This window comes from Reyranella sp. (assembly GCF_965229815.1).
Taxonomy (GTDB): domain Bacteria; phylum Pseudomonadota; class Alphaproteobacteria; order Reyranellales; family Reyranellaceae; genus Reyranella.
Genome location: NZ_CBDDJN010000002.1, coordinates 977,704 through 996,367, shown reverse-complemented (window position 1 = coordinate 996,367; position 18,664 = coordinate 977,704). Strand labels below are relative to the sequence as shown.

The 18,664-nt window shown below is 70.4% G+C and carries 18 protein-coding genes; 11 read left to right on the top strand and 7 right to left on the bottom strand.

Going from position 1 to position 18,664, the window contains the following annotated elements:
- Position 1 precedes the first annotated feature (1 nt).
- On the bottom strand, positions 2-1,732 hold the full coding sequence (locus ACO073_RS05295; protein WP_421995997.1) for a SulP family inorganic anion transporter: 1,731 nt from the start codon (positions 1,730-1,732) through the stop codon (positions 2-4).
- Between the two features lie 89 nt (positions 1,733-1,821).
- On the bottom strand, positions 1,822-3,393 hold the full coding sequence (locus tag ACO073_RS05290; RefSeq protein WP_421995995.1) for an alpha/beta fold hydrolase: 1,572 nt from the start codon (positions 3,391-3,393) through the stop codon (positions 1,822-1,824).
- Positions 3,394-3,463: 70 nt separating this feature from the next.
- On the opposite strand from ACO073_RS05290, the gene ACO073_RS05285 reads away from it, so the two are divergent.
- Entirely contained in the window at positions 3,464-4,714 is a 1,251-nt protein-coding gene (locus ACO073_RS05285; RefSeq protein ID WP_421995993.1) for an MFS transporter, read from the top strand.
- Positions 4,711-4,851, top strand: coding sequence for a hypothetical protein (locus tag ACO073_RS05280; protein WP_421995991.1), 141 nt, complete (start codon positions 4,711-4,713; stop codon positions 4,849-4,851). The genes ACO073_RS05285 and ACO073_RS05280 overlap by 4 nt, the downstream gene beginning before the upstream one ends.
- A 21-nt stretch (positions 4,852-4,872) precedes the next feature.
- Here ACO073_RS05280 and hslU read toward each other — a convergent pair whose 3' ends face one another.
- Both hslU and hslV read right to left on the bottom strand, forming a co-directional pair.
- Positions 4,873-6,183, bottom strand: coding sequence for an ATP-dependent protease ATPase subunit HslU (gene hslU, locus ACO073_RS05275; protein ID WP_421995990.1), 1,311 nt, complete (start codon positions 6,181-6,183; stop codon positions 4,873-4,875).
- Entirely contained in the window at positions 6,180-6,746 is a 567-nt protein-coding gene (hslV, locus tag ACO073_RS05270) for an ATP-dependent protease subunit HslV (protein WP_421995988.1), read from the bottom strand. The genes hslU and hslV overlap by 4 nt, the downstream gene beginning before the upstream one ends.
- Positions 6,747-6,853: 107 nt before the next feature.
- Between hslV and ACO073_RS05265 the strand changes: the two genes are divergently transcribed.
- Together ACO073_RS05265 and ACO073_RS05260 are read left to right on the top strand one after the other, a co-directional pair.
- Positions 6,854-8,107, top strand: a complete 1,254-nt coding sequence (locus ACO073_RS05265) for an NAD(P)/FAD-dependent oxidoreductase (protein ID WP_421995986.1) — start codon at positions 6,854-6,856, stop codon at positions 8,105-8,107.
- Between the two features lie 54 nt (positions 8,108-8,161).
- Positions 8,162-8,794, top strand: coding sequence for a DUF2239 family protein (locus ACO073_RS05260; protein ID WP_421995984.1), 633 nt, complete (start codon positions 8,162-8,164; stop codon positions 8,792-8,794).
- A 346-nt stretch (positions 8,795-9,140) separates the two neighbouring features.
- Here ACO073_RS05260 and ACO073_RS05255 read toward each other — a convergent pair whose 3' ends face one another.
- Positions 9,141-9,899 carry a M48 family metallopeptidase gene (locus ACO073_RS05255; RefSeq protein WP_421995982.1) on the bottom strand — a complete coding sequence of 253 codons (759 nt, stop codon included), beginning with the start codon at positions 9,897-9,899 and terminating at the stop codon, positions 9,141-9,143.
- Between ACO073_RS05255 and ACO073_RS05250 the strand changes: the two genes are divergently transcribed.
- Positions 9,898-11,118 carry an aminotransferase class V-fold PLP-dependent enzyme gene (locus ACO073_RS05250; RefSeq protein WP_421995980.1) on the top strand — a complete coding sequence of 407 codons (1,221 nt, stop codon included), beginning with the start codon at positions 9,898-9,900 and terminating at the stop codon, positions 11,116-11,118. The genes ACO073_RS05255 and ACO073_RS05250 overlap by 2 nt on opposite strands.
- Here the strand turns inward: ACO073_RS05250 and msrA are convergent.
- Positions 11,100-11,768 carry a peptide-methionine (S)-S-oxide reductase MsrA gene (msrA, locus tag ACO073_RS05245; RefSeq protein ID WP_421995978.1) on the bottom strand — a complete coding sequence of 223 codons (669 nt, stop codon included), beginning with the start codon at positions 11,766-11,768 and terminating at the stop codon, positions 11,100-11,102. The two genes, ACO073_RS05250 and msrA, sit on opposite strands and share 19 nt — an antisense overlap.
- Before the next feature lie 82 nt (positions 11,769-11,850).
- Here msrA and ACO073_RS05240 point away from each other — a divergent pair, with 82 nt between their 5' ends.
- From ACO073_RS05240 to ACO073_RS05230, 3 genes are read left to right on the top strand one after another with little or no spacing between them, the layout of a single operon-like run.
- Positions 11,851-12,237 (top strand): MAPEG family protein, encoded by a 387-nt coding sequence (locus ACO073_RS05240; protein ID WP_421995976.1) that lies wholly within the window; start codon positions 11,851-11,853, stop codon positions 12,235-12,237.
- 16 nt (positions 12,238-12,253) lie between these two features.
- Positions 12,254-13,672, top strand: a complete 1,419-nt coding sequence (locus ACO073_RS05235) for a 1-acyl-sn-glycerol-3-phosphate acyltransferase (protein ID WP_421995974.1) — start codon at positions 12,254-12,256, stop codon at positions 13,670-13,672.
- A 29-nt stretch (positions 13,673-13,701) separates the two neighbouring features.
- Positions 13,702-14,589: a YihY/virulence factor BrkB family protein gene (locus ACO073_RS05230; protein WP_421995972.1), complete on the top strand. Its 888-nt coding sequence runs from the start codon at positions 13,702-13,704 to the stop codon at positions 14,587-14,589.
- Positions 14,590-14,632: 43 nt separating this feature from the next.
- Here ACO073_RS05230 and ACO073_RS05225 read toward each other — a convergent pair whose 3' ends face one another.
- Positions 14,633-15,628, bottom strand: coding sequence for a 2-hydroxyacid dehydrogenase (locus ACO073_RS05225; protein ID WP_421995970.1), 996 nt, complete (start codon positions 15,626-15,628; stop codon positions 14,633-14,635).
- 155 nt (positions 15,629-15,783) lie between these two features.
- Here ACO073_RS05225 and ACO073_RS05220 point away from each other — a divergent pair, with 155 nt between their 5' ends.
- The 3 genes from ACO073_RS05220 to ACO073_RS05210 all read left to right on the top strand — a co-directional run bounded on the left by ACO073_RS05220 (position 15,784) and on the right by ACO073_RS05210 (position 18,659).
- Entirely contained in the window at positions 15,784-16,317 is a 534-nt protein-coding gene (locus tag ACO073_RS05220; protein WP_421995968.1) for an SH3 domain-containing protein, read from the top strand.
- Positions 16,318-16,476: 159 nt separating this feature from the next.
- Positions 16,477-17,703, top strand: coding sequence for a TonB family protein (locus tag ACO073_RS05215; protein WP_421995966.1), 1,227 nt, complete (start codon positions 16,477-16,479; stop codon positions 17,701-17,703).
- Positions 17,704-17,759: 56 nt separating this feature from the next.
- On the top strand, positions 17,760-18,659 hold the full coding sequence (locus ACO073_RS05210) for an energy transducer TonB family protein (RefSeq protein ID WP_421995964.1): 900 nt from the start codon (positions 17,760-17,762) through the stop codon (positions 18,657-18,659).
- The last annotated feature ends 5 nt before the right edge of the window (positions 18,660-18,664 follow it).

Genomic DNA, 18,664 nt, shown 5'->3' with positions numbered 1-18,664 from the left:
ACTATACGCGCGCTGGCCCCTCTTCCGGAACCGCATGCGCCTCGGCGACCGCGTCCTCGATCAGCCGCCGGTAACGCACGGCGGGACGCCGGGCGCCGGCCAGCAGAAGCGTCCGGCGCACCGCGGCGGTGGTCCCCGTGAAATAGACACGGACCGCATGACGGCCGGCCTTGCGCGCGATGGCGGCGATGACGTTGGCCGCGGTCGAATCGACGAAGGGCACGGACGAGAAGTCGATGACCAGCGCCTTGTGGCGGTCGGCGATGCGGTCGAGCACCGCGTTCAGCAGCGAGGCGGTGCCGAAGAAGAACGCGCCCGACAGGCGGTAGACGACTACCTGGTCGTCGGTGGCGACGGCGGGATCGTAGGGCGGCCGCGGCGCCACGTCGTCGGGCCGGTCCGACGCCACCAGTGGCGCCTGCGCCTCGATCCCGGTCGCGCCGGCCATGCGGCGGATGAACAGCACGGCTCCCAGCGCGAAGCCCACGATGATGCCCTCGCTCAGGTCGCGGAACACGGTGAGCAGGAAGGTCGTCAGCAGCACCACGGCATCGCCGCGCGAGGCGCGCAGCAGGACGGCGAACTCCTCCTTCTCGGCCATGTTCCAGGCGACCACCGCCAGGACGCCGGCGAGCGCGGCGAGCGGAATGTAGGAGGCCAGCGGCGCGGCCAGTACCATGAACAGCAGCAGGAAGAGCGCGTGCAGCATGCCGGCCACGGGACCGCGGGCGCCCGAGCGCACGTTGGTCGCGGTACGCGCGATCGTGCCCGTGACTGGGATGCCGCCGAACAGGGACGCGCCGATATTGGCCACGCCCTGGCCCAGCAGCTCGCTGTTCGAGCGGTGGCGACGGCCCGTCATTCCGTCGGCGACGACGGCCGACAGCAGCGACTCGATGGCGCCCAGCAGCGCGAAGGCCAGCGCATCGGGCAGCACGGCCTCGACCTTGGCCAGCGACAGGGCGGGGATCGCCGGTGACGGCAGGACGGATGGAATGCCGCCGAAGCGCGTGCCGATCGTCTCGACCGGCAGGCCGAAGGCCCAGGTCGCCGCGCCCGCGACGACGACGGCGATCAGCATGCCGGGCCAGTGCGGCCGGAAGCGGCGCGTGCCGGCGATCACGGCGATCGCCGCCACCGCCAGCGCCACGGCCCAGGGATTGATCGTGCCGATGACGTGCGCCAGCGCCTCGACCTTGGGAACGATCGGCCCCGGCTCCTTGCCGGGAAGCGTCAGGCCGAGCAGTTCCTTGATCTGGCTGGCAAAGATGATGACGGCGATCCCCGACGTGAAGCCGACCGTCACCGGATAGGGGATGAACTTGATGAAGGTGCCGAGGCGCAGCAGTCCGGCGGCCATCAGGAACAGGCCGGCCATCGCCGTCGCCAGCACCACGCCCTCGATGCCGTGGCGGTCGACGGCGGACGCGACCAGGACGATGAAGGCGCCGGCCGGGCCGCCGATCTGGAAACGGCTGCCGCCCAGCGCCGAGACCAGGAAGCCGCCGACGATCGCGGTGAACAGCCCGCGATCGGGCGAGGTCCCGGAGGCGATGGCGATGGCCATCGACAGCGGCAGGGCCACGATCGCCACCGTGAGCCCCGACATCGCGTCGGCGCGCAGGGCGTCCCAGCCGTAGCCCTCGCGCAGCACCGTGACGAGCTTGGGCAGGTAGAGCTCACCGAAGCGGGCTCGGCCCGCGACAGGCGATGAGGGAACAGAGGCGGACATATTTCACTAAATATTTGTGTTTAATACATCAACCGTAACACGCCCGCGGGCCGGTCGTCACGATGCAAGAAGCGCGCGCAGCCGCGCCTCTAGCGCGATTCGGCCGGCAGGTTGCGCGCGCGCTCGTAGGCGGCGGTGAAGTTCGGCGGGGTGTCGGCGCGGCAGGGCAGCGGCCGCTTCGGATCGGGATCCTCGATGAAGGAGTCGCGCAGCCGCGCCGCGCACGGGTCCTGGACGACGACGCCGTGGCCCTGGGCGCGGAACGTGACGTGACGCGACGCCGGCAGGGTCCTCGCCGCCTCGCGCGCCCAGGCAGAGGGCGTCAGCCAGTCGAAGCCGCCGCTCAGCAGCAGGGTGGGCGTCGCCGCCCTGACCGGCTTGCGATCCGCCGCCGGCGCCACGCCGACCCGCCAGGCCGGACAGAAGGCCGGCGACTTGCTGGTCCGGGCGTTCAACCCGTAGACGCCGCCGTCGTCGATCGACTTCTGCCGCGCCGCGCGATCGACCGTGGCCCAGGTCTCGCGGCACTCGATGCTGTTGTAGAGACCGTCGAACTGCTGGGCGTTCTGCTCCAGCAGGCCGCCGTCATTTGTCTCCAGGTCCTCGGCGAACATGCGCAGCAGACGAAGATCGCCGCGCCGCACCGCGGCGACCGCCTCGGGGATCAGCGCCGGCTCGCCTTCGCGCATCATGTGCAGGAGCACCATGAGGAACCTCGCCCCGTCGATCCGCACCGTCTGGGCCCCGTCGTCGAGCTGCAGCGTGAGGTCGAACGGCTTGGCCTGCGCCGCCTCGATCGTGCCTTCGACCGCGGCGCGCAGGTCGGGATGGCGCTCGCGGCACAGCGCGTCGGCGGCGCAATCGGCATAGAGCCGGTCAAAGGCGGCGCGCACGATCTCGGGCTCGCTCTGCTCGCCGTTGACCTGCGGCGGGTAGACCCCGTCGAGGACGGCCGCGCGCACCAGCGCGGGGTGGCGGCGCATCACCTCGAGCGCCCAGCGGGTGCCGTACGACACGCCGTAGAGGTTGATGCGCGACAGCCCCATCGCGGCCGCAAGGTCGGCGACGTCGTCGGCCAGGACCGGCGTCGTGAACATGGCGAGGTCGATGCGGCGCTTGTCCAGGGTGGCGCGGCAGCGTTCCAGGATCTCGCGTTCCTGCTCCTCGGTCACGGCGCGACGGCGCGCCTTGGCCGGATCGGACGTCCGGGCGTCGAAGCAGTCGAGATTGGGCTTGCTGCCGCCGGCCCCGCGCTGGCTCAGGATGACGACGTCGCGGCGGCGGCGGATCTTCGCCGTCTCGTTCCACCAGTCGCCCTCGGCCAGGGCGTCGGCGCCCGGCCGTGAGGGCACCAGAGGCGCATCGCCGGGACCGCCGGACAGGTAGACCAGGGGCTCGGCGCTGGCCGTGCGCTTGGCCTTCAGCACGGCCACCTTGAGCCGCACCTGGCGGCCCTCGGGTTGCTCGCGGTCCTCCGGCACGACCAGCACGAAACACTGCACCCGGTCGCCGCGCGGCGGCTTGTAATGACAGCGCTCGCGCTCCAGCCGGGGCGAGGCCAGCGCCGTTCCTGCCAAAACGACCAGGAAAGCTGCCAGTCCGCCACCGAACCACCGAGGAGCCATGGACACGTTGTGCCACATCGTGGCTTGTGACGGCATGAAGTAATTCTATGGAAAGGGCGGGGGCGGACGCCTTGTCACGGCTTTCCCTCCACCGCAATTTGGCACCATGACCTCTCGCTCGTATTGGACCGCCGTCTGGTGCGGATTCCTCGTCCTGGCCATCGGCCTCGGCGTCCGCCAAAGCTTCGGCATTTTCCTCAAGCCCGTCTCGGCCGAGCTGAATGTCGGCCGCGAGCTCTTCTCCTTCGGCACCGCGCTGTCGATGCTCCTGATGGGAGCCGTGGCGCCCTTTTCCGGCCGGCTGTGCGACCGCTTCGGATCGGCCCCGACCATCGCCGGCGGCGCCATCCTCTACGTGCTCGGCATGGTGGTCACCGCCACGATGCACGACGGATTCATGCTGATCCTCGGCAATGTCCTGGTCGGCGTCGGCCTGTCGGCCGCCTCCTTCGGCCCCGTGCTGGGTGTCATCCTGCGCGTGGCGCCGCCCGCCAAGCAGGCGCTGGCGGTCGGTCTCTGCTCGGCTGGCGGCTCGTTCGGCCAGTTCTTCATCGTCCCGCTGGCGGCAGTGCTGCAGAACGCCTTCGGCGGCTGGCGGCCCACCATGTGGGCGCTGACCGCCATCGCCGTCCTGATGATCATGCTGGCAGCCGGGCTGAACGACAGCCGCGAGATCGCCGCCGGCCGCAAGGCGAGCGGCGGCCGCCAGAGCGCCGGCAGCGCGCTGTCGGAGGCCTTCGGCCAGCGCAGCTACATCCTGCTGGTGGTCGGCTACTTCGTCTGCGGCTTCCACGTCGCCTTCGTCGGCGGCCACCTGCCCGCCTACATCTCCGACAAGGGCATCGGCCTGTCGCTGTTCGGCTTCGCATTGTCGCCGGCCGAGCTGGGCGGCTGGGCGATCGGCATGGTCGGCCTGTTCAACATCGTCGGCACGATCCTGTGGAGCACCCTGGGCGGCCGCTACAAGCGCAAGAATCTCCTGTCCCTGCTCTACCTGCTGCGCTCGGCCGTCTTCCTCGGTTTCGTGCTGGCGCCGCTGTCGGCGGCCTCGGTGCTGATCTTCGCCGGCTCGCTGGGCTTCCTGTGGCTGGGAACGGTGCCGCTCACCACGTCGCTGGTCGGCTTCATCTTCGGCCCGGTCCACCTCACGATGCTGAACGGCATCGTCTTCTTCGGCCACCAGGTCGGCAGCTTCTTCGGCGGCTGGGGCGGCGGCAAGCTCTACGACCTGCAGGGCAACTACGACACGATGTGGTGGATTGCGATCGGGCTCGGCATCGTCTCGGCGCTGCTGCACTGGCCGATCGTCGAGGAGCGGATCGTGCGGCCGCCGGCCGCCGTACCGCAGCCGGCGTGATGCGGGCGGGCTGGCGCCCGTTCGTCCTGTGGGGGGCCGCGGCCCTGATCGCCGCGGTGACCCTCCTGTCCTTCGTGCTGTGGGGCCTGAACGGCCCCGCCTATCTCGTCGACCTGGTCGCGACCTACTGCCTGTGATCGCCGGCTACCACCAACGCGCTACAGCACGAACTTGCTGAGGTCGGCGTTCTGCGCCAGCACGCCGACGCGCTCGCCGACGTAAGCCGCATCGATCTCGATCTTCTCGCCGGGCCGGTCGGAGGCCGTGAAGCTGATCTCCTCGAGCAGCTTCTCCATCACCGTGTGCAGCCGCCGGGCGCCGATATTCTCGACCGTCTGGTTGATCTCGGCCGACAGGCGGGCGAGCGCGTCGATCGCCTCCGACGTGAAGTCGAGGTCGACCTTCTCGGTGGCGAGCAGCGCCCTGTACTGCTTGACGAGGCTCGCCTCGGGCTCGGTCAGGATGCGGCGGAAATCGTCGCGGGTGAGCGAATCGAGGCTGACCCGGATCGGCAGCCGGCCCTGCAGCTCGGGCAGCATGTCCGACGGCTTGGCGAGGTGGAAGGCGCCGGAGCAGATGAACAGGACATGGTCGGTCTTCACCGGCCCGTGCTTGGTGTTGACCGTCGTGCCCTCGATCAGCGGCAGCAGGTCGCGCTGCACGCCCTCGCGGCTGACGTCGCCGCCGCCGCGGAACTCGCTGCGGGCGGTGATCTTGTCGATCTCGTCGATGAAGACGATGCCGTTCTGCTCGACCGACTCGCGGGCCTCGCGCACCACCCGCTCCTGGTCGAGCAGCTTGTCGCTCTCCTCGCGCATCAGCGTCTCGTAGGACTGCGCCACGGTCATCTTGCGCTTCTTGGTGCGCCCGCCGAACGCCTTGCCCAGCATGTCGCCGATGTTGATCATGCCGACCGAGGCGCCGGGCTGGCCGGGCACCTCGAACTGCATCGGCGCGCCGGTGTCGGCAACCTCGACCTCGATCTCGCGCTCGCCCAGCTCGCCGGCGCGCAGCTTGTGGCGGAAGCGGTTCCGCGTCTCCTCGCTCGCGCCGGACCCGCACAGCGCGTCGAGCACCCGGTCCTCGGCGGCGAGCTCGGCCTTGGCGCGCACGTCCTTGCGCAGCCGCTCGCGCGCCATGTCGATCGCCGTCTCCATGAGGTCGCGCGCGATCTGCTCGACGTCGCGGCCGACATAGCCGACCTCGGTGAACTTGGTCGCTTCGACCTTGAGGAAAGGCGCGTCGGCGAGCTTGGCCAGGCGGCGGGCGATCTCGGTCTTGCCGCAGCCGGTCGGGCCGATCATCAGGATGTTCTTGGGCAGCACCTCCTCGCGCAGCGCCTCCGGCAGCTGCAGGCGGCGCCAGCGGTTGCGCAGCGCGATCGCGACGGCGCGCTTGGCCTCCTGCTGGCCGACGATATGCTTGTCGAGCTCGGAGACGATCTCGCGGGGGGAAAAGTCGTTGCTCATTGAGTCTTGAGTTTCTCGATGACCAGGTTGTGGTTGGTGTAAACGCAGATGTCGGCGGCGATGCCCATCGCCTTGCGCGCGATCGTCTCGGCGTCCAGACCCTCGATGTCGACCAGGGCGCGCGCCGCGGCCAGCGCATAGTTGCCGCCCGAGCCGATGGCGATCAGGCCGCCCTCCGGCTCCAGCACGTCGCCGGCGCCCGACAGGAGCAGCGACGCCTCCTTGTCGGCCACGGCCATCATCGCCTCGAGCCGGCGCAAATACCGGTCGGTCCGCCAGTCCTTGGCGAGCTCGATGCAGGCGCGCAGGAGCTGGCCGGGATGGCGCTCGAGCTTGGCCTCGAGCCGCTCGAACAGGGTGAAGGCGTCGGCCGTCGAACCGGCAAAGCCGGCGATGATATGGCCGTTGCCCAGCCGGCGCACCTTCCTGGCATTGCCCTTGACGATGGTCTGGCCGAGCGACACCTGGCCGTCGCCGGCCATCACCACCTCGCCGTCCTTGCGGACCGACAGGATGGTTGTGGCGTGCCAGCCGGGAGAGGGCGAATTTTCCGGGGAAGACATGGGCCGTAGATAAGCATTTGCGGGGCTGAATCAATCGCGACGCGGCGGCGCGGGGCGGAGGGACGGGTTGCGCTGGGCGGTCCGACCGTCCGTGCTAACGTCGGCGCATGAGCGAGCAAGCAGAGTCCGTCATCGTCATCGGCGCCGGCATCGTGGGCACGGCCACGGCGCGCGCCCTGCAGCGCGAAGGCCATTCCGTCACCCTGGTCGACAGCGGCGAGCCGGGCCGCGCCACCTCGTTCGGCAATGCGGGATTCATCGCCATCGACCATGTCCTGCCGCTGGCGCGGCCGTCGACGCTGCGCCGCGTGCCGTCGATGCTGGCCGACCGCACGGGGCCGCTCACCCTCCATCGCGCCAGCCTGCCGTCGCTGCTGCCCTGGATGGCACGCTTCGCCCGCGCCGCCTACAGCCCGGCCGAGGTGCAGAAGGGCATCGATTCCTTCACCGTGCTGATGGCCGAAGCCAACCTCGCGTGGCAGGCCGAGATCCAGGCCTCGGGGCTGGGCGAACTCTTCCGGACGCTGGGCGCCCTCTATGTCTACGAGAGCGAGGCCGCCTTCGCCGCCGGCGAGGAGGAGCGCAGCCTGCAGCGTGCCAAGGGCACCGAGTTCGAGATCCTGGACGGCGATGCCGCCCGAGCGCTGGCGCCCGGCCTCGCGAGCCGCTTCGTGCGCGGCGTGCACTATTCGCAGGGCATGCACACGATCGATCCCTATCGCGTGGTGACGACGCTCGTCGAGCGTTTCGCCGCCGACGGCGGGACGGTCCTGCGCGGCCGCGTGCGCGGCTTCGTCCGCGCGGGCGACCGGGTGACGGCGGTTCGTCTGACCGACCGCGACCTGTCCGCGTCTGCCGTGGTCATCGCCGCCGGCCGCGCCTCGGGCGATCTCACGCGGCTGCTGGGCTTCAATGCGCCACTGGTGGCCGAGCGCGGCTATCACGTCATGCTGGCGCCGGACAATGTGCGCTTCGCCCTGCCGGTCAGCCCGGCCGAGCGCGGCTTCTTCATCACGCCGATGGCCGAGGGGCTGCGCCTCGCCGGCACCGTCGAGCTGGCCGCGCCGCACCAGCCACCGTCGTGGCATCGCGCCGACATCCTGGTGCAGCACCTGCGCGAGGTCTTTCCCGGCGTCGGCGGCGCCGAGCTGAGCCGCTGGATCGGCGAGCGGCCGACCCTGCCCGATTTCCGGCCGGCCGTCGGGCGCGCGCCGCGGCTTACCAACGTCTACTGTGGCTACGGTCACCAGCATGTCGGCCTGACCCTGGCCACCGCCACCGGCCGGCTGATCGCCCGCCAGATGGCGGGCGAGCCCCTCCCGGCAGCACTGGCTGCCTGCGAGCCGGGACGCTTCGGATAGGAAAATAACCCGGATATAATTGATTGAGCATAGCGGCTGGGGTATTATATCCGGATGAAATATTCGTCCGAGACCCCGTCATCGTCTTTTACGGCCTTCGTCGGAAGCCGGCAGGTCGCTGCCGGCAGCCTCGCGAGCGTTGCCCTCGCCCTCCGCGCAGCCGCCGAGGAACATCCCGGCGAGGCCATGCTGGTGTTCAGCGACGCCACCGGTCACGTCGTCGACCTCGACCTGCGGGGGACCGAGGCGGCGGTCGTGGCGCGGCTGGCCGAACAGCCAGGTCCGGCCGGGGCAGGCACGACGACCGACGCTCCGCCGGCCGCCAAGCGGGGACCCGGCCGGCCACGCCTCGGCGTGGTCGCGCGCGAGGTCACGCTGCTGCCGCGACATTGGGACTGGCTTGGCGCTCAGCCCGGTGGCGCCTCGGTGGCCCTGCGGCGCCTGGTCGACGAGGCGCGCCGCGCCGCTCCCGACGCCGGCCGCATCCGCCAGGCCCAGGAGACAGCGTACCGGTTCATGTCGGCCATGGCCGGCAATGCGCCCGGCTTCGAGGCGGCCACCCGGGCGCTCTTCGCCGGCGACCGCGCCGGGTTCGACGGCGCGCTCGGCCGCTGGCCGGCCGATGTCGCGCGCTATGCCGCGACCCTGGCAGCGCCGGCCTTCGCCGCAACCGGAGAAGCGTCATGACCGCCGCCGCCCTTCACATGATTTGCGGTGCCCTCGGCGCCGGCAAGACGACCTACGCGAGGTAATCCTCTCGACGATGCGTGGCGTCCCGGGCCGAACAAGCCGGTTCCTGAGCGCCGAAAGGTTCGAGACCTATATCCTGCTTCATCGAACTATGGGTTAGATAAATTCTTGCCCTGGTAGGGCAGCCCCCAATGATAGGGCGAACCTATCTAACTGATTGTAATATATAGGAAATTCGTCTCAGACGCAACGTGTTTATTCCCAATAAATAAACCATAGCGAGTAGTAAGATGAGTATCAAAGGTTGCCCAGCCGAAGGTGCGCCAACGCACGCTCGTACGAGCTACTGCCCCCCGTACTGCAGCAGCGTCTCGCCGTTGGCCTTGAGCCAGGCCTGCGGCGACTCGATCGGGCCCTCGCACAGGGTCCGTGCCAGCGCCCAGAAGCGCGGACCGTGGTTCATGTGCACCAGATGGGCGACCTCGTGGGCAGCGAGATAGTCGACCACGGCGGGCGGCGCGAAGACCAGCCGCCACGAGAAGGACAGCGCGCCGTCGGGACCGCAGCTGCCCCAGCGCGAGCGGCTGTCGCGCAGCGTGATGCGGCGCACCGACCGCTCCACCCGCGCCGCCTTGGCCTGGACCATCGGCACGAGCCGGCCGCGCAGCTCCGCCGTCAGCCAGTCGCGCACGCGCCGCGGCAGGTGCTCGGCCCGGCCGGCGACATGGATTTCGGCGCCCTCGCGCCACACCGTGCCGCGCATCGGCCCGCGATGGCGCAGCCGGTGCGGCTCGCCGAACAGCGGCAGCTCGGCGCCGTCGACGAAGGGCCGCCGCTCGGGCAGCCGCCTCAGCCGGGCGGCGATCCAGCCGGCCTGCGCCTCGGCAAAGCCGAGAGCGGTGGCGCGCGCCATGCGCAGCGGCGCGGTCAGCACGATGCGCCGGCCGGCCGGGTCGACGCGCAGCGAGGCGCGGCGCGCGCGGGCACTGCGCACGAAGGTGACGGGGAGCGTATCGCCGGCATGAGCAATGGTCAGTTGCTCGGGATCGGGCACCGCTCTAGGACGCAGGACCAGAGACAACACGGTGCCGGACAACGACATGAGCGCCATCATACACCAGGGGAGCGCCGAGGTGACCCTCGACATCGACCGCCTGCGCGCCGAGACGCCCGGCTGCGCCCATGTCCTGCATCTCAATGCCGCCGGCTCGGCCCTGCCCAGCCGGCGCACGCTCGACGCCACCGTGAACCATCTCCGGCGCGAAGCGGAGATCGGCGGCTACGAGGCGGCCGCCGAGGCCGATGCGGAGCTGGAAGGCTTCTACCCCACGGTCGCGCGACTGGTCGGGGCGCAGCCCGGCGAGATCGCCTTCGTCGAGAACGCCACCCGGGCCTGGGACCTCGCCTTCTACTCGCTCGACTTCCGGCCGGGCGACCGCATCCTGACCTGCGTCAGCGAATATTCCTCGAACTACATCTCCTATCTGCAGGTGGCGAGGAAGACCGGCGCGGAGATCGTGGTCGTGCCCGACGACCGCCACGGACAGATCGACCTCGCCGCGCTGGAGCGCGAGATCGACCGGGGGGCGAAGCTGGTGTCGATCTCGCACGTGCCGACCCAAGGCGGCCTGGTGCAGCCGGCCGAGGCGGTCGGCAAGATCGCCAACGACGCCGGCGTGCTCTACCTGCTCGACGCCTGCCAGTCGGTGGGGCAGCTCCCCGTCGACGTGAAGGCGATCGGCTGCGACTTCCTGTCGGTCACCGGCCGCAAGTACATGCGGGGGCCGCGCGGCACCGGCTTCCTCTATGCCAAACAGGCGACGACGTCGCGCATCGAGCCGATCCTGCTCGACAACCACGCCGCCAAGTGGACCGATGCCAATGCCTACACGGTGCGCGAGGACGCGCGGCGCTTCGAGAACTGGGAACGCTACTTCGCCGGCGTCATCGGCCTCAAGGCCGCGGCCGACCAGGCCAACGAGCTGGGCATGGACGCGATCTGGGCGCGGCTGCGCACGCTGGCCGACGGGTTGCGGGAGCGGCTGTCGACGGTGAAGGGCGTGACGCTGACCGATCTCGGCAAGGTCAGGGGCGCCATCGTCACCTTTGCGGTCGACGGCGCCGACCATACCGCGCTCAAGGCCGCGCTGCGCGAGCGGGCGATCAACGTCACCGTCTCGACCCGATTCTCCTCGCGGCTCGACCTCGAGGGCCGCGGCCTGAAGGACGTGATGCGCGCCTCGGTGCATGTCTACAACACCGAGGCCGAGCTCGACCGCTTCGTGGCGGCCCTGGCGGAGGTCTACTCCGCCGCTGCCTGAACGCCGAGTCCGATCGGGCAGCTCACGCCGGTGCCGCCCAGCCCGCAATAGCCGGCCGGGTTCTTGGCCAGGTACTGCTGATGGTAGTCCTCGGCATAGAAGAATTCCGGCGCGTCGATGATCTCGGTCGTGATGGCGCCGTAGCCCTTCTTCCCCAGCTCCTTCTGGAAGAGGGCGCGCGACTCCTCGGCCTTCGCCTTCTGGTCGGCCGAGAAGGTGTAGATGCCGGACCGGTACTGGGTCCCGACATCGTTGCCCTGGCGCATGCCCTGCGTCGGGTCGTGGTTTTCCCAGAACACCCTCAGGATCGCCTCGTAGGACGTCTTCTTCGGGTCGAACCACACCATGACCACCTCGTTGTGGCCGGTGAAGCCCGAGCAGACTTCCTCGTAGGTCGGGTTGGGCGTGAGCCCGGCGGCATAGCCCACCGCCGTCGCGTAGACGCCCGGCGCTTCCCAGAACTTGCGCTCGGCGCCCCAGAAGCAGCCCATGCCGAACATGGCCTGCTCCAGCCCGGCCGGGAACGGCGGCTGGAGGCGGTTGCCGTTGACGAAGTGCGTCGCCGGCACGGCAAAGGCCCGTGCAGGCCGGCCCGGCAGGGCCCGGTCGGCGGTCGGCATCTCGGTCTTCTTGCGTAGAATCTGCCACATGGCGCAGCTCCGTTGTCCGTTTGCTTTCGCCCCTCGCCAATATGGCCATACAATGCAAGGAAATCGAGGGGGAGAGCGGCGGATGCCGGTGTTCTACGTGTGCGCGGGCCTGCTCGGCCTGCTGGCAGTGGCCCTGACGCTCGGCGTTGCCCGCCTGCGCGGCGCCAAGAAGATCTTCCTGGGCGACGGCGGCGATCCCGAGATGCTGGCCGCGATCCGTGCCCATGCGAACTTCATGGAATTCGTGCCGCTCTGCCTGCTGCTGATCTACGCGGCCAGCGAGTTCTTCGGGTTCTGGACCGTCGCCGTCCTGTCGCTGGCGCTGCTGCTGGCGCGGGTCCTGCACGCCGGCGGCATGCTCGGCTTCGTGCCGCGGGGCCGCATGCTCGGCGCCGTCGTCACCACGCTGATCCTGGGCGTCGCCTCGGTGCTGCTCGTCATCTCGGGCTTCCAGCTCAAGCAGTACTGACGGCGGGGACGCGGCGATGGGCGCGCCCGTCACCCTGCCGCTCTGGCTCTTCCTCGTCTTTCTTGTCATCGCCCTGTGGGCGCTCGTCGATCGGCTGCTGCTGCCCAGCGTGCGCTGGTTCCTGCGCCGCCGGCTCAACCGCCTGATCGACCGCGTCAACCGGCGGCTCGCCGTCGAGATCAAGCCGTTCCAGCTCACCCGGCGGCAGGTGCTGATCGACCGGCTGGTCTACGATCCGCAGGTCGTGGCCGCCGCCAACGAACGTTCGCGGGCCGACGGCGTGCCGCGCGCGGTGGCGATGGAGGAGGTCCGCCGCTACGCCCGCGAGATCGTGCCGACCTTCAACGCCTACCTCTACTTCCGCCTCGGCTACGCGCTGGCGCGCACGGTCGCCCGCCTGCTCTACCGGGTCCGGCTGGGCTTCGCCGACGAGCGCATCCTGGGCGGCGTGGCGCCGGACACGACGGTGGTGTTCGTCATGAACCACCGCAGCAACATGGACTATGTGCTGGTCGCCTTCCTGGCGGCCGAGCGCACGGCGCTGTCCTATGCCGTCGGCGAATGGGCCCGCGTCTGGCCGCTGCAGCAACTCATCCGCTCGATGGGCGCCTACTTCGTGCGGCGCGAGTCGAACAACCCGGTCTATCGCCGCGTGCTCGAGCGCTACGTGCACATGGCCACCGAGGCCGGCGTCGCCCAGGCGATGTATCCCGAGGGCGGCCTGTCGCGCGACGGACGGCTGCGCGCCCCCCGTCTCGGCCTGTTCGACTACATGCTGAAGTCGTTCGACCCCCACGGCGCCAACGACATCGTCTTCGTGCCGGTCGCGCTGAACTACGACCGCGTGCTCGAGGACCGCACGCTGCTGGCCTCGCTCGACGCCGGGACGAAGCGGCGCGGCGTCTGGTCGAGCGCCCGCACCGCTGCCGGCTTCGGCCTGGCCCAGATCGGGCTGTTGCTGCGCGGCCGCTGGTTTCGCTTCGGCTATGCCTGCGTCAACTTCGGCGCGCCGGTGTCGGCCCGCGCCTGGCTTGCCGCCCACGCGTCATCGGTCGACGGTGACCTGCGCGGGCTCGACCGCGAGCGGCGCTTCGCGATCGTGGAGCGGCTGGCGCGCGACGTGATGGCCGAAGTCGCCCGCCTCGTGCCCGTGCTGCCGGTGTCGCTGATCGCCACGGTGATCCTCGATGCCGAGCGGCCGCTCGACGCACTCGAGCTCAAGGCCCGGGCATTCGCCCTGATGCTCGACTTCGAGGCGCGCGGCGCCAAGCTCTACGTGCCGCGCAGCGACCGCGACTACGCGATCCAGGTCGGCCTGCGCATGCTGATCCTGCGGCGGCTGATCGCCGAAGGCGACGACGGCCTGTTCGCCGCCGCGGCAACCGAGCGCCCCGTGCTGGCGTACTATGCTAATGCGATTGCCCATCTGCGCTGACGGGCCCGACGAAAGCTGAACCTCTCCTCATGATCGGCACGCTTTTCAACATCGCCTACACGGCCGGCATGGGTTTCTTCACCAACCGGCTGTCGACCTCGGCCGCGGCGATGGCCTTCTACACGATGTTCGCCATCGGCCCGATCATGATCTTCACGATCGCGATCGCCGAGCCGGTGGTCGGGCGACTGATGGCCCAGGAGGCGATCCTGAACGGGTTGAGCACCGTGCTGGGCTCCGATCAGCTCGAAGGCATCCGGCGCTTCGCCTCGCAGGACCTGTTCAGGGGCGCCGGCCTCGCCGCCGTGATCGGCGCCGTGGTGCTGCTCTATACGGGCAGCCGCGTCTTCGTCGAGCTCGACGACGGCATCAATGCGATCTGGAGCAGCCCGGCGGTGCAGGTCGCGCAGCCGTCCAGTGCCATCCACCCGGTGCTGGCCAGCCTGAAGTCTCGCGCGCTCGCGCTGCTGCTGATGGTGATGATGGGTGTGCTGCTGATCGCCGTCATCCTGACGAGCGTGCTGCTGTCGGCCTATGCCGGCGTGCTCGAGAAATTCCCCGTGCTGGGCGTCTGGATCGGCCCGGCCATCTCCGTATTCGTGCACTACGGCGTTCTATCGGGCTTCTTCACCCTGATCTACAAGTGGCTGCCGTCCGGCGGCGTGCCGTGGCGCTACGCGCTGATCGGCGGCGCCGTGAACGCGCTGCTGTTCGCCGCCGGCAACCGGGCGCTGGTCTACTACTTCCAGGTCACCCAGCTCACCTCCGCCTTCGGCGCGACCGCCGGCTTCGCCGCCGTGATGGTGTGGATGTACTGGACCTCGCTCACCATCCTGATCGGCGCCCAGGTCGGCCGCTCGGCGCGCGACGTGCTGATCCAGAACCGCAGCCGCGAGATGGTCGAGGGAGATTTGTAGAGATCCCTGCTCTTTCTGCTCGGCGCGGCGCGTGTGAACGCGCCTAAAACATGGTCGCCAGGACGCGGTCCGGCGGCTTGTGGCCGTCGGCGAAGGTCTTGATGTTGATCAGCACCTTCTCCCCCATGTCGATTCGACCCTCGAGCGTCGCCGACCCCATGTGCGGCAGCAGCACGACCCGGTCGAGCTCGAGCAGCTTGGGGTTCACCTGGGGCTCGTGCTCGTAGACGTCGAGCCCCGCCCCCGCCAGCTCGCGCGCCTTCAGCATGCGCACCAGCGCGTTCTCGTCGATCACCTCGCCGCGCGCGGTGTTCACGATGATCGCCGAGGGCTTCATCAGCTTCAGCCGCCGCGCCGACAGGAGATGGAAGGTCGCCGGCGTGTGCGGGCAATTGACCGACACGATGTCCATGCGCGCCAGCATCTGGTCGAGGCTCTCCCAGTAGGTCGCCTCGAGCTCGCGCTCGATCTCGCCGTGGACGCGCTTGCGATTGTGGTAGTGGATCGCCAGCCCGAAGCCGCGGGCGCGGCGGGCCAGCGCCTGGCCGATCCGGCCCATGCCGACGATGCCCATGCGCTTGCCGAGCAGCCGCGCACCGAGCATCGAGGTCGGGCTCCAGCCGGTCCACTGGCCTTCCCGGACCAAGCGCTCGCCCTCGCCCATGCGCCGTGCCGTCGCCAGCACCAGCGCCATGGTCATGTCGGCCGTGTCCTCGGTGAGCACGCCCGGCGTGTTGGTGACCGTGATGCCGCGCTGCCGGGCGGTGTCGAGGTCGATATGGTCGACGCCGGTGCCGAAGGAGGCGATCAGCTTCAGCCGCGGCCCGGCCTGCGACAGGACCCGGCTGTCGATGCGGTCGGTCACCGTCGGCACCAGCACGTCGGCGGCCTTCACCGCCTCGACGAGTTGGGCGGCGGTCAGCGGCGTGTCTTCGGCATTGAGGCGCGTGTCGAACAGCTCCATCAGGCGCGTCTCGATCGCCTCGGGCAGCTTTCGGGTGACGATCACCAGCGGTTTCTTCTTGGGACTTGTCGGCATGCGCTCGTGTACCGGCTGGCGAATCGGGGATCAGCCCGATTAGCAATACAAAGCGCGCCTTGTCCAGCCACCGTCCGCAGCGCATCGCACGACGGAAAAGCACGTTCTTTCAACTGGTTGTCGATCATTGTGAAGTTTTGAGGTATAAGGGCCCGATGCAATTCCAAGCGCTGGTCCGGCTTTCCGTGGGCTTTGCCGCCTTGGTGAGCCTCTGTCTGCCGGTCGCGGCGCCATCACAGGCGGCAGACAAGCCGGCGACGCAGCAGCGCCGGGGATCGGGCCTGCCCCTTCCGCGCTTCGCGTCGATCAAGTCCGACGAGGTCAATGTCCGCACAGGCCCCGGCTCGCGCTATCCCGTGGACTGGGTGTTCAAGCGCAAGAACATGCCGGTCGAGATCGTCGCCGAGTACGACAACTGGCGGAAGATCCGCGACTGGCAGGGCGCCAGCGGCTGGGTCTACCAGGGCCTCCTCTCCGGCAAGCGCAGCTTCATCGTCGCCGCCAAGCCGGCCAGCCTGTTCAAGACCCCGGCGGCCTCTGCGGAGGTCGTGGCCAAGCTTGAGCCCGAGGTCGTGGGCGAGATCCGCTCCTGCGCCGGCGAATGGTGCCGCGTCCGGGCGGGCGGCGTCACCGGCTGGATCAAGCGGACCGGCCTGTGGGGGGTCTACAGGTCCGAGCCGATCAACTAGGGGCGACCCGTGGCCCGGTCGGACCGCTCCCGGTTCTCCCTGGCTGCCGGCGCCCGTCCGAGGCGCGCTGAAATCCCAGGCAGCCGCGGTCGCGCACCCACCGGCCGGGCAGAATGTGCTCTGGCGGGCCCTTCGGGCGGCACGTAGAAACGGCGGATCGTGGCCCACGCCGTCAGCCTGACCTACACGCGCTTCGACCACATGTCGCCGACCGCCATGGGGCTGGCGGCGCTGTTGCACCTCGCGGTGGCGGCCGTGCTGTGGTGGGGCTCGCCGCTGCGCGACGTCGAGCCTCTGCCCGAGGATCCGATTGAGATCACCGTGGAGCGCGAGGTGGCGAAGCCGGAGCCCGTGCCGCCGCCCCCCGAGCCCACCCCGGCGCCGGCGCCCGCACCGCAGGCCGCCCCGCCGCCGCCACCGCCCGCACCGCCGATGCGGCTGGGCCTGGCGCCCGCCAGCCCCGAGCCGACCCCCAAGGCCGAGCCGGGAACCGAGACGCCGGTCCCGGCCAAGCCCGAAGCCGCCACCGAGGAGCCGCTCCCAACTCCCGCCGAGACGACTCCCGCAGAGCCGGCGCCCGCCGAATCGCCGCAGCAGGCGGCGGCCGCGTCACCGCCCGAGCCCGAGCCCGCGCCCGAGGCAAAGGCGGAGCCCCAGCCCGAACCTCAGAAGCCGGCACCGGCAGCGGAGCCCAAACCGGCGCCCGAGCCTCAGCAGGCGCTGGCGGTGCCGCCGCCTGAGCCGCCGCCTCCCATGATCTCCCGCGACGTGCCGCCGCCGCCCGCGCCGCCCCCGCCGCGCCCCACGCTCGAGAAGGCGCTTCCGCCGCTCGAGGCGCCACCACCACCGATCACCGCCGAGGAGATCCCGCGGCCCGCGCCGCCGCCCGCGCCCCCGGCGCCACCGCCGGCCAAGCAACCACCTCCCCAGGTCCAGGCCCATCGAGCGCCGCCACCACCCCCGCCACCCCCGCAGCCGAAGGCGCAGCCCAGCCCGTCGCTGCAGCCCTCGCCCCTGACGCAGCGGCCCCAGTCGCGGTCCCAGGATCAGCAGGCGTCTCGGTCGCCGACGTTCGTGAACCCGGCCACGATGTACGGGCAGCGCAAGGCCGAGGAGCAGTATCTCTGGCTGGTCGCCCGCAAGATCTCCCAGCATCAGGAGTTCGTCGGCAACGCGACCCGCGAGGCCGGCACCGTCATCCTGCGCCTGGTCATTGCGCGCGACGGCCGGCTGCTGAGCGTCGGCATCACCCGTTCGAGCGGCTCGACGTCACTCGACAATGGCAGCCTGAACATCATCCGCCAGTCCTCGCCCTATCCGCCGCTGCCGGCCGAGCTCGGCAGCCAGCACACCTTCACCCTGCCGCTCTACTTCAAGCGCAACTAGAGCGGGGGGCGGCGCCGTCTGGCCGCCGGGAGCGCAGGCTCGTAAAACGGAAGCCCGTGACAGACGCGCTCGTCCACGCCCGCTCGGGACCGGAGCCCATGCCGCCGCTGGCGCTCGCGCTGGCGGTGGCGCTGCACCTGGTCCTCGCGGCACTCGTGTGGTGGCTCGCCCCCCTGAAGCCCGTCGAGCCGAGGGACGAGCCGATCATGGTGTCGTTCGACAGCAGCCCGTCCAATGTCGGCCAGCAGGTGCCGGAGAGGATCGGACCGCCGGCGGAGTCCAAACCATCCGGGGCACCGGCCACGCCCGATCCCGAGCCGAGCGTGCTGCCGCCGCAGCAGCAGGCCGCCCTCGCCCCGCCGGCGCCGTCTCCCGCACCGTCGGAGACAACCGACGCGCCGAGCACCGAAGCACCGAGCGGCGCGCCGCCGGTCGCGAGCTTCCCGCTGTTCGAGTTCTCCGTCCCGCCGCCGCCCGAGACGCCGCCGGCGCCGACGGCCCGCGAGTTCGCCCGGCCGCCACGCACCGCGGCCGCACAGAGCCGGCCGCGCGCCGTGCCGCTGCCGCCGCGGCCGAGCCCGCCGGCGCAGTACCGGCCGCCGACCGAGACGCCCGCCGCCATCCCCGCGCCGCTGCCCGGGCCGGAGGTCGCCGACCGCTTCGCCGGCCAGGGGCGGCAGCGCAACGACTACCTGACGCGCGTGTACCGTCATCTCGAGCCCTATCGCGCCCGTACCCGCGCGGCGATGTCGCCCAACCTGAGAGGACGCGTCGTCACCCGCGTGACCCTGGCGCGCGACGGCGGCGTGCTCGAGGTCAGCGTCGCCTCATCGAGCGGCCGGGCGGCCCTGGACGCCGCCGAGATCGCGGCCATCCGGCAGGGCGCGCCGTTCCCGCCGCTGCCGGCCAACATGCCGGGCGATCCGGTGATCCTGGTGCTGCGGATGACCTACTGACGTGC

Bases quoted from the DNA above. Each gene is read 5' to 3' on its own strand.
- ACO073_RS05295 (WP_421995997.1), bottom strand. From the start codon at position 1,732: ATGTCCGCCTCTGTTCCCTCATCGCCTGTCGCGGGCCGAGCCCGCTTC.
- ACO073_RS05290 (WP_421995995.1), bottom strand. From the start codon at position 3,393: ATGCCGTCACAAGCCACGATGTGGCACAACGTGTCCATGGCTCCTCGG.
- ACO073_RS05285 (WP_421995993.1), top strand. From the start codon at position 3,464: ATGACCTCTCGCTCGTATTGGACCGCCGTCTGGTGCGGATTCCTCGTC.
- hslU (WP_421995990.1), bottom strand. From the start codon at position 6,183: ATGAGCAACGACTTTTCCCCCCGCGAGATCGTCTCCGAGCTCGACAAG.
- hslV (WP_421995988.1), bottom strand. From the start codon at position 6,746: ATGTCTTCCCCGGAAAATTCGCCCTCTCCCGGCTGGCACGCCACAACC.
- ACO073_RS05265 (WP_421995986.1), top strand. From the start codon at position 6,854: ATGAGCGAGCAAGCAGAGTCCGTCATCGTCATCGGCGCCGGCATCGTG.
- ACO073_RS05260 (WP_421995984.1), top strand. From the start codon at position 8,162: ATGAAATATTCGTCCGAGACCCCGTCATCGTCTTTTACGGCCTTCGTC.
- ACO073_RS05250 (WP_421995980.1), top strand. From the start codon at position 9,898: ATGAGCGCCATCATACACCAGGGGAGCGCCGAGGTGACCCTCGACATC.
- ACO073_RS05255 (WP_421995982.1), bottom strand. From the start codon at position 9,899: ATGTCGTTGTCCGGCACCGTGTTGTCTCTGGTCCTGCGTCCTAGAGCG.
- msrA (WP_421995978.1), bottom strand. From the start codon at position 11,768: ATGTGGCAGATTCTACGCAAGAAGACCGAGATGCCGACCGCCGACCGG.
- ACO073_RS05240 (WP_421995976.1), top strand. From the start codon at position 11,851: ATGCCGGTGTTCTACGTGTGCGCGGGCCTGCTCGGCCTGCTGGCAGTG.
- ACO073_RS05235 (WP_421995974.1), top strand. From the start codon at position 12,254: ATGGGCGCGCCCGTCACCCTGCCGCTCTGGCTCTTCCTCGTCTTTCTT.
- ACO073_RS05230 (WP_421995972.1), top strand. From the start codon at position 13,702: ATGATCGGCACGCTTTTCAACATCGCCTACACGGCCGGCATGGGTTTC.
- ACO073_RS05225 (WP_421995970.1), bottom strand. From the start codon at position 15,628: ATGCCGACAAGTCCCAAGAAGAAACCGCTGGTGATCGTCACCCGAAAG.
- ACO073_RS05220 (WP_421995968.1), top strand. From the start codon at position 15,784: ATGCAATTCCAAGCGCTGGTCCGGCTTTCCGTGGGCTTTGCCGCCTTG.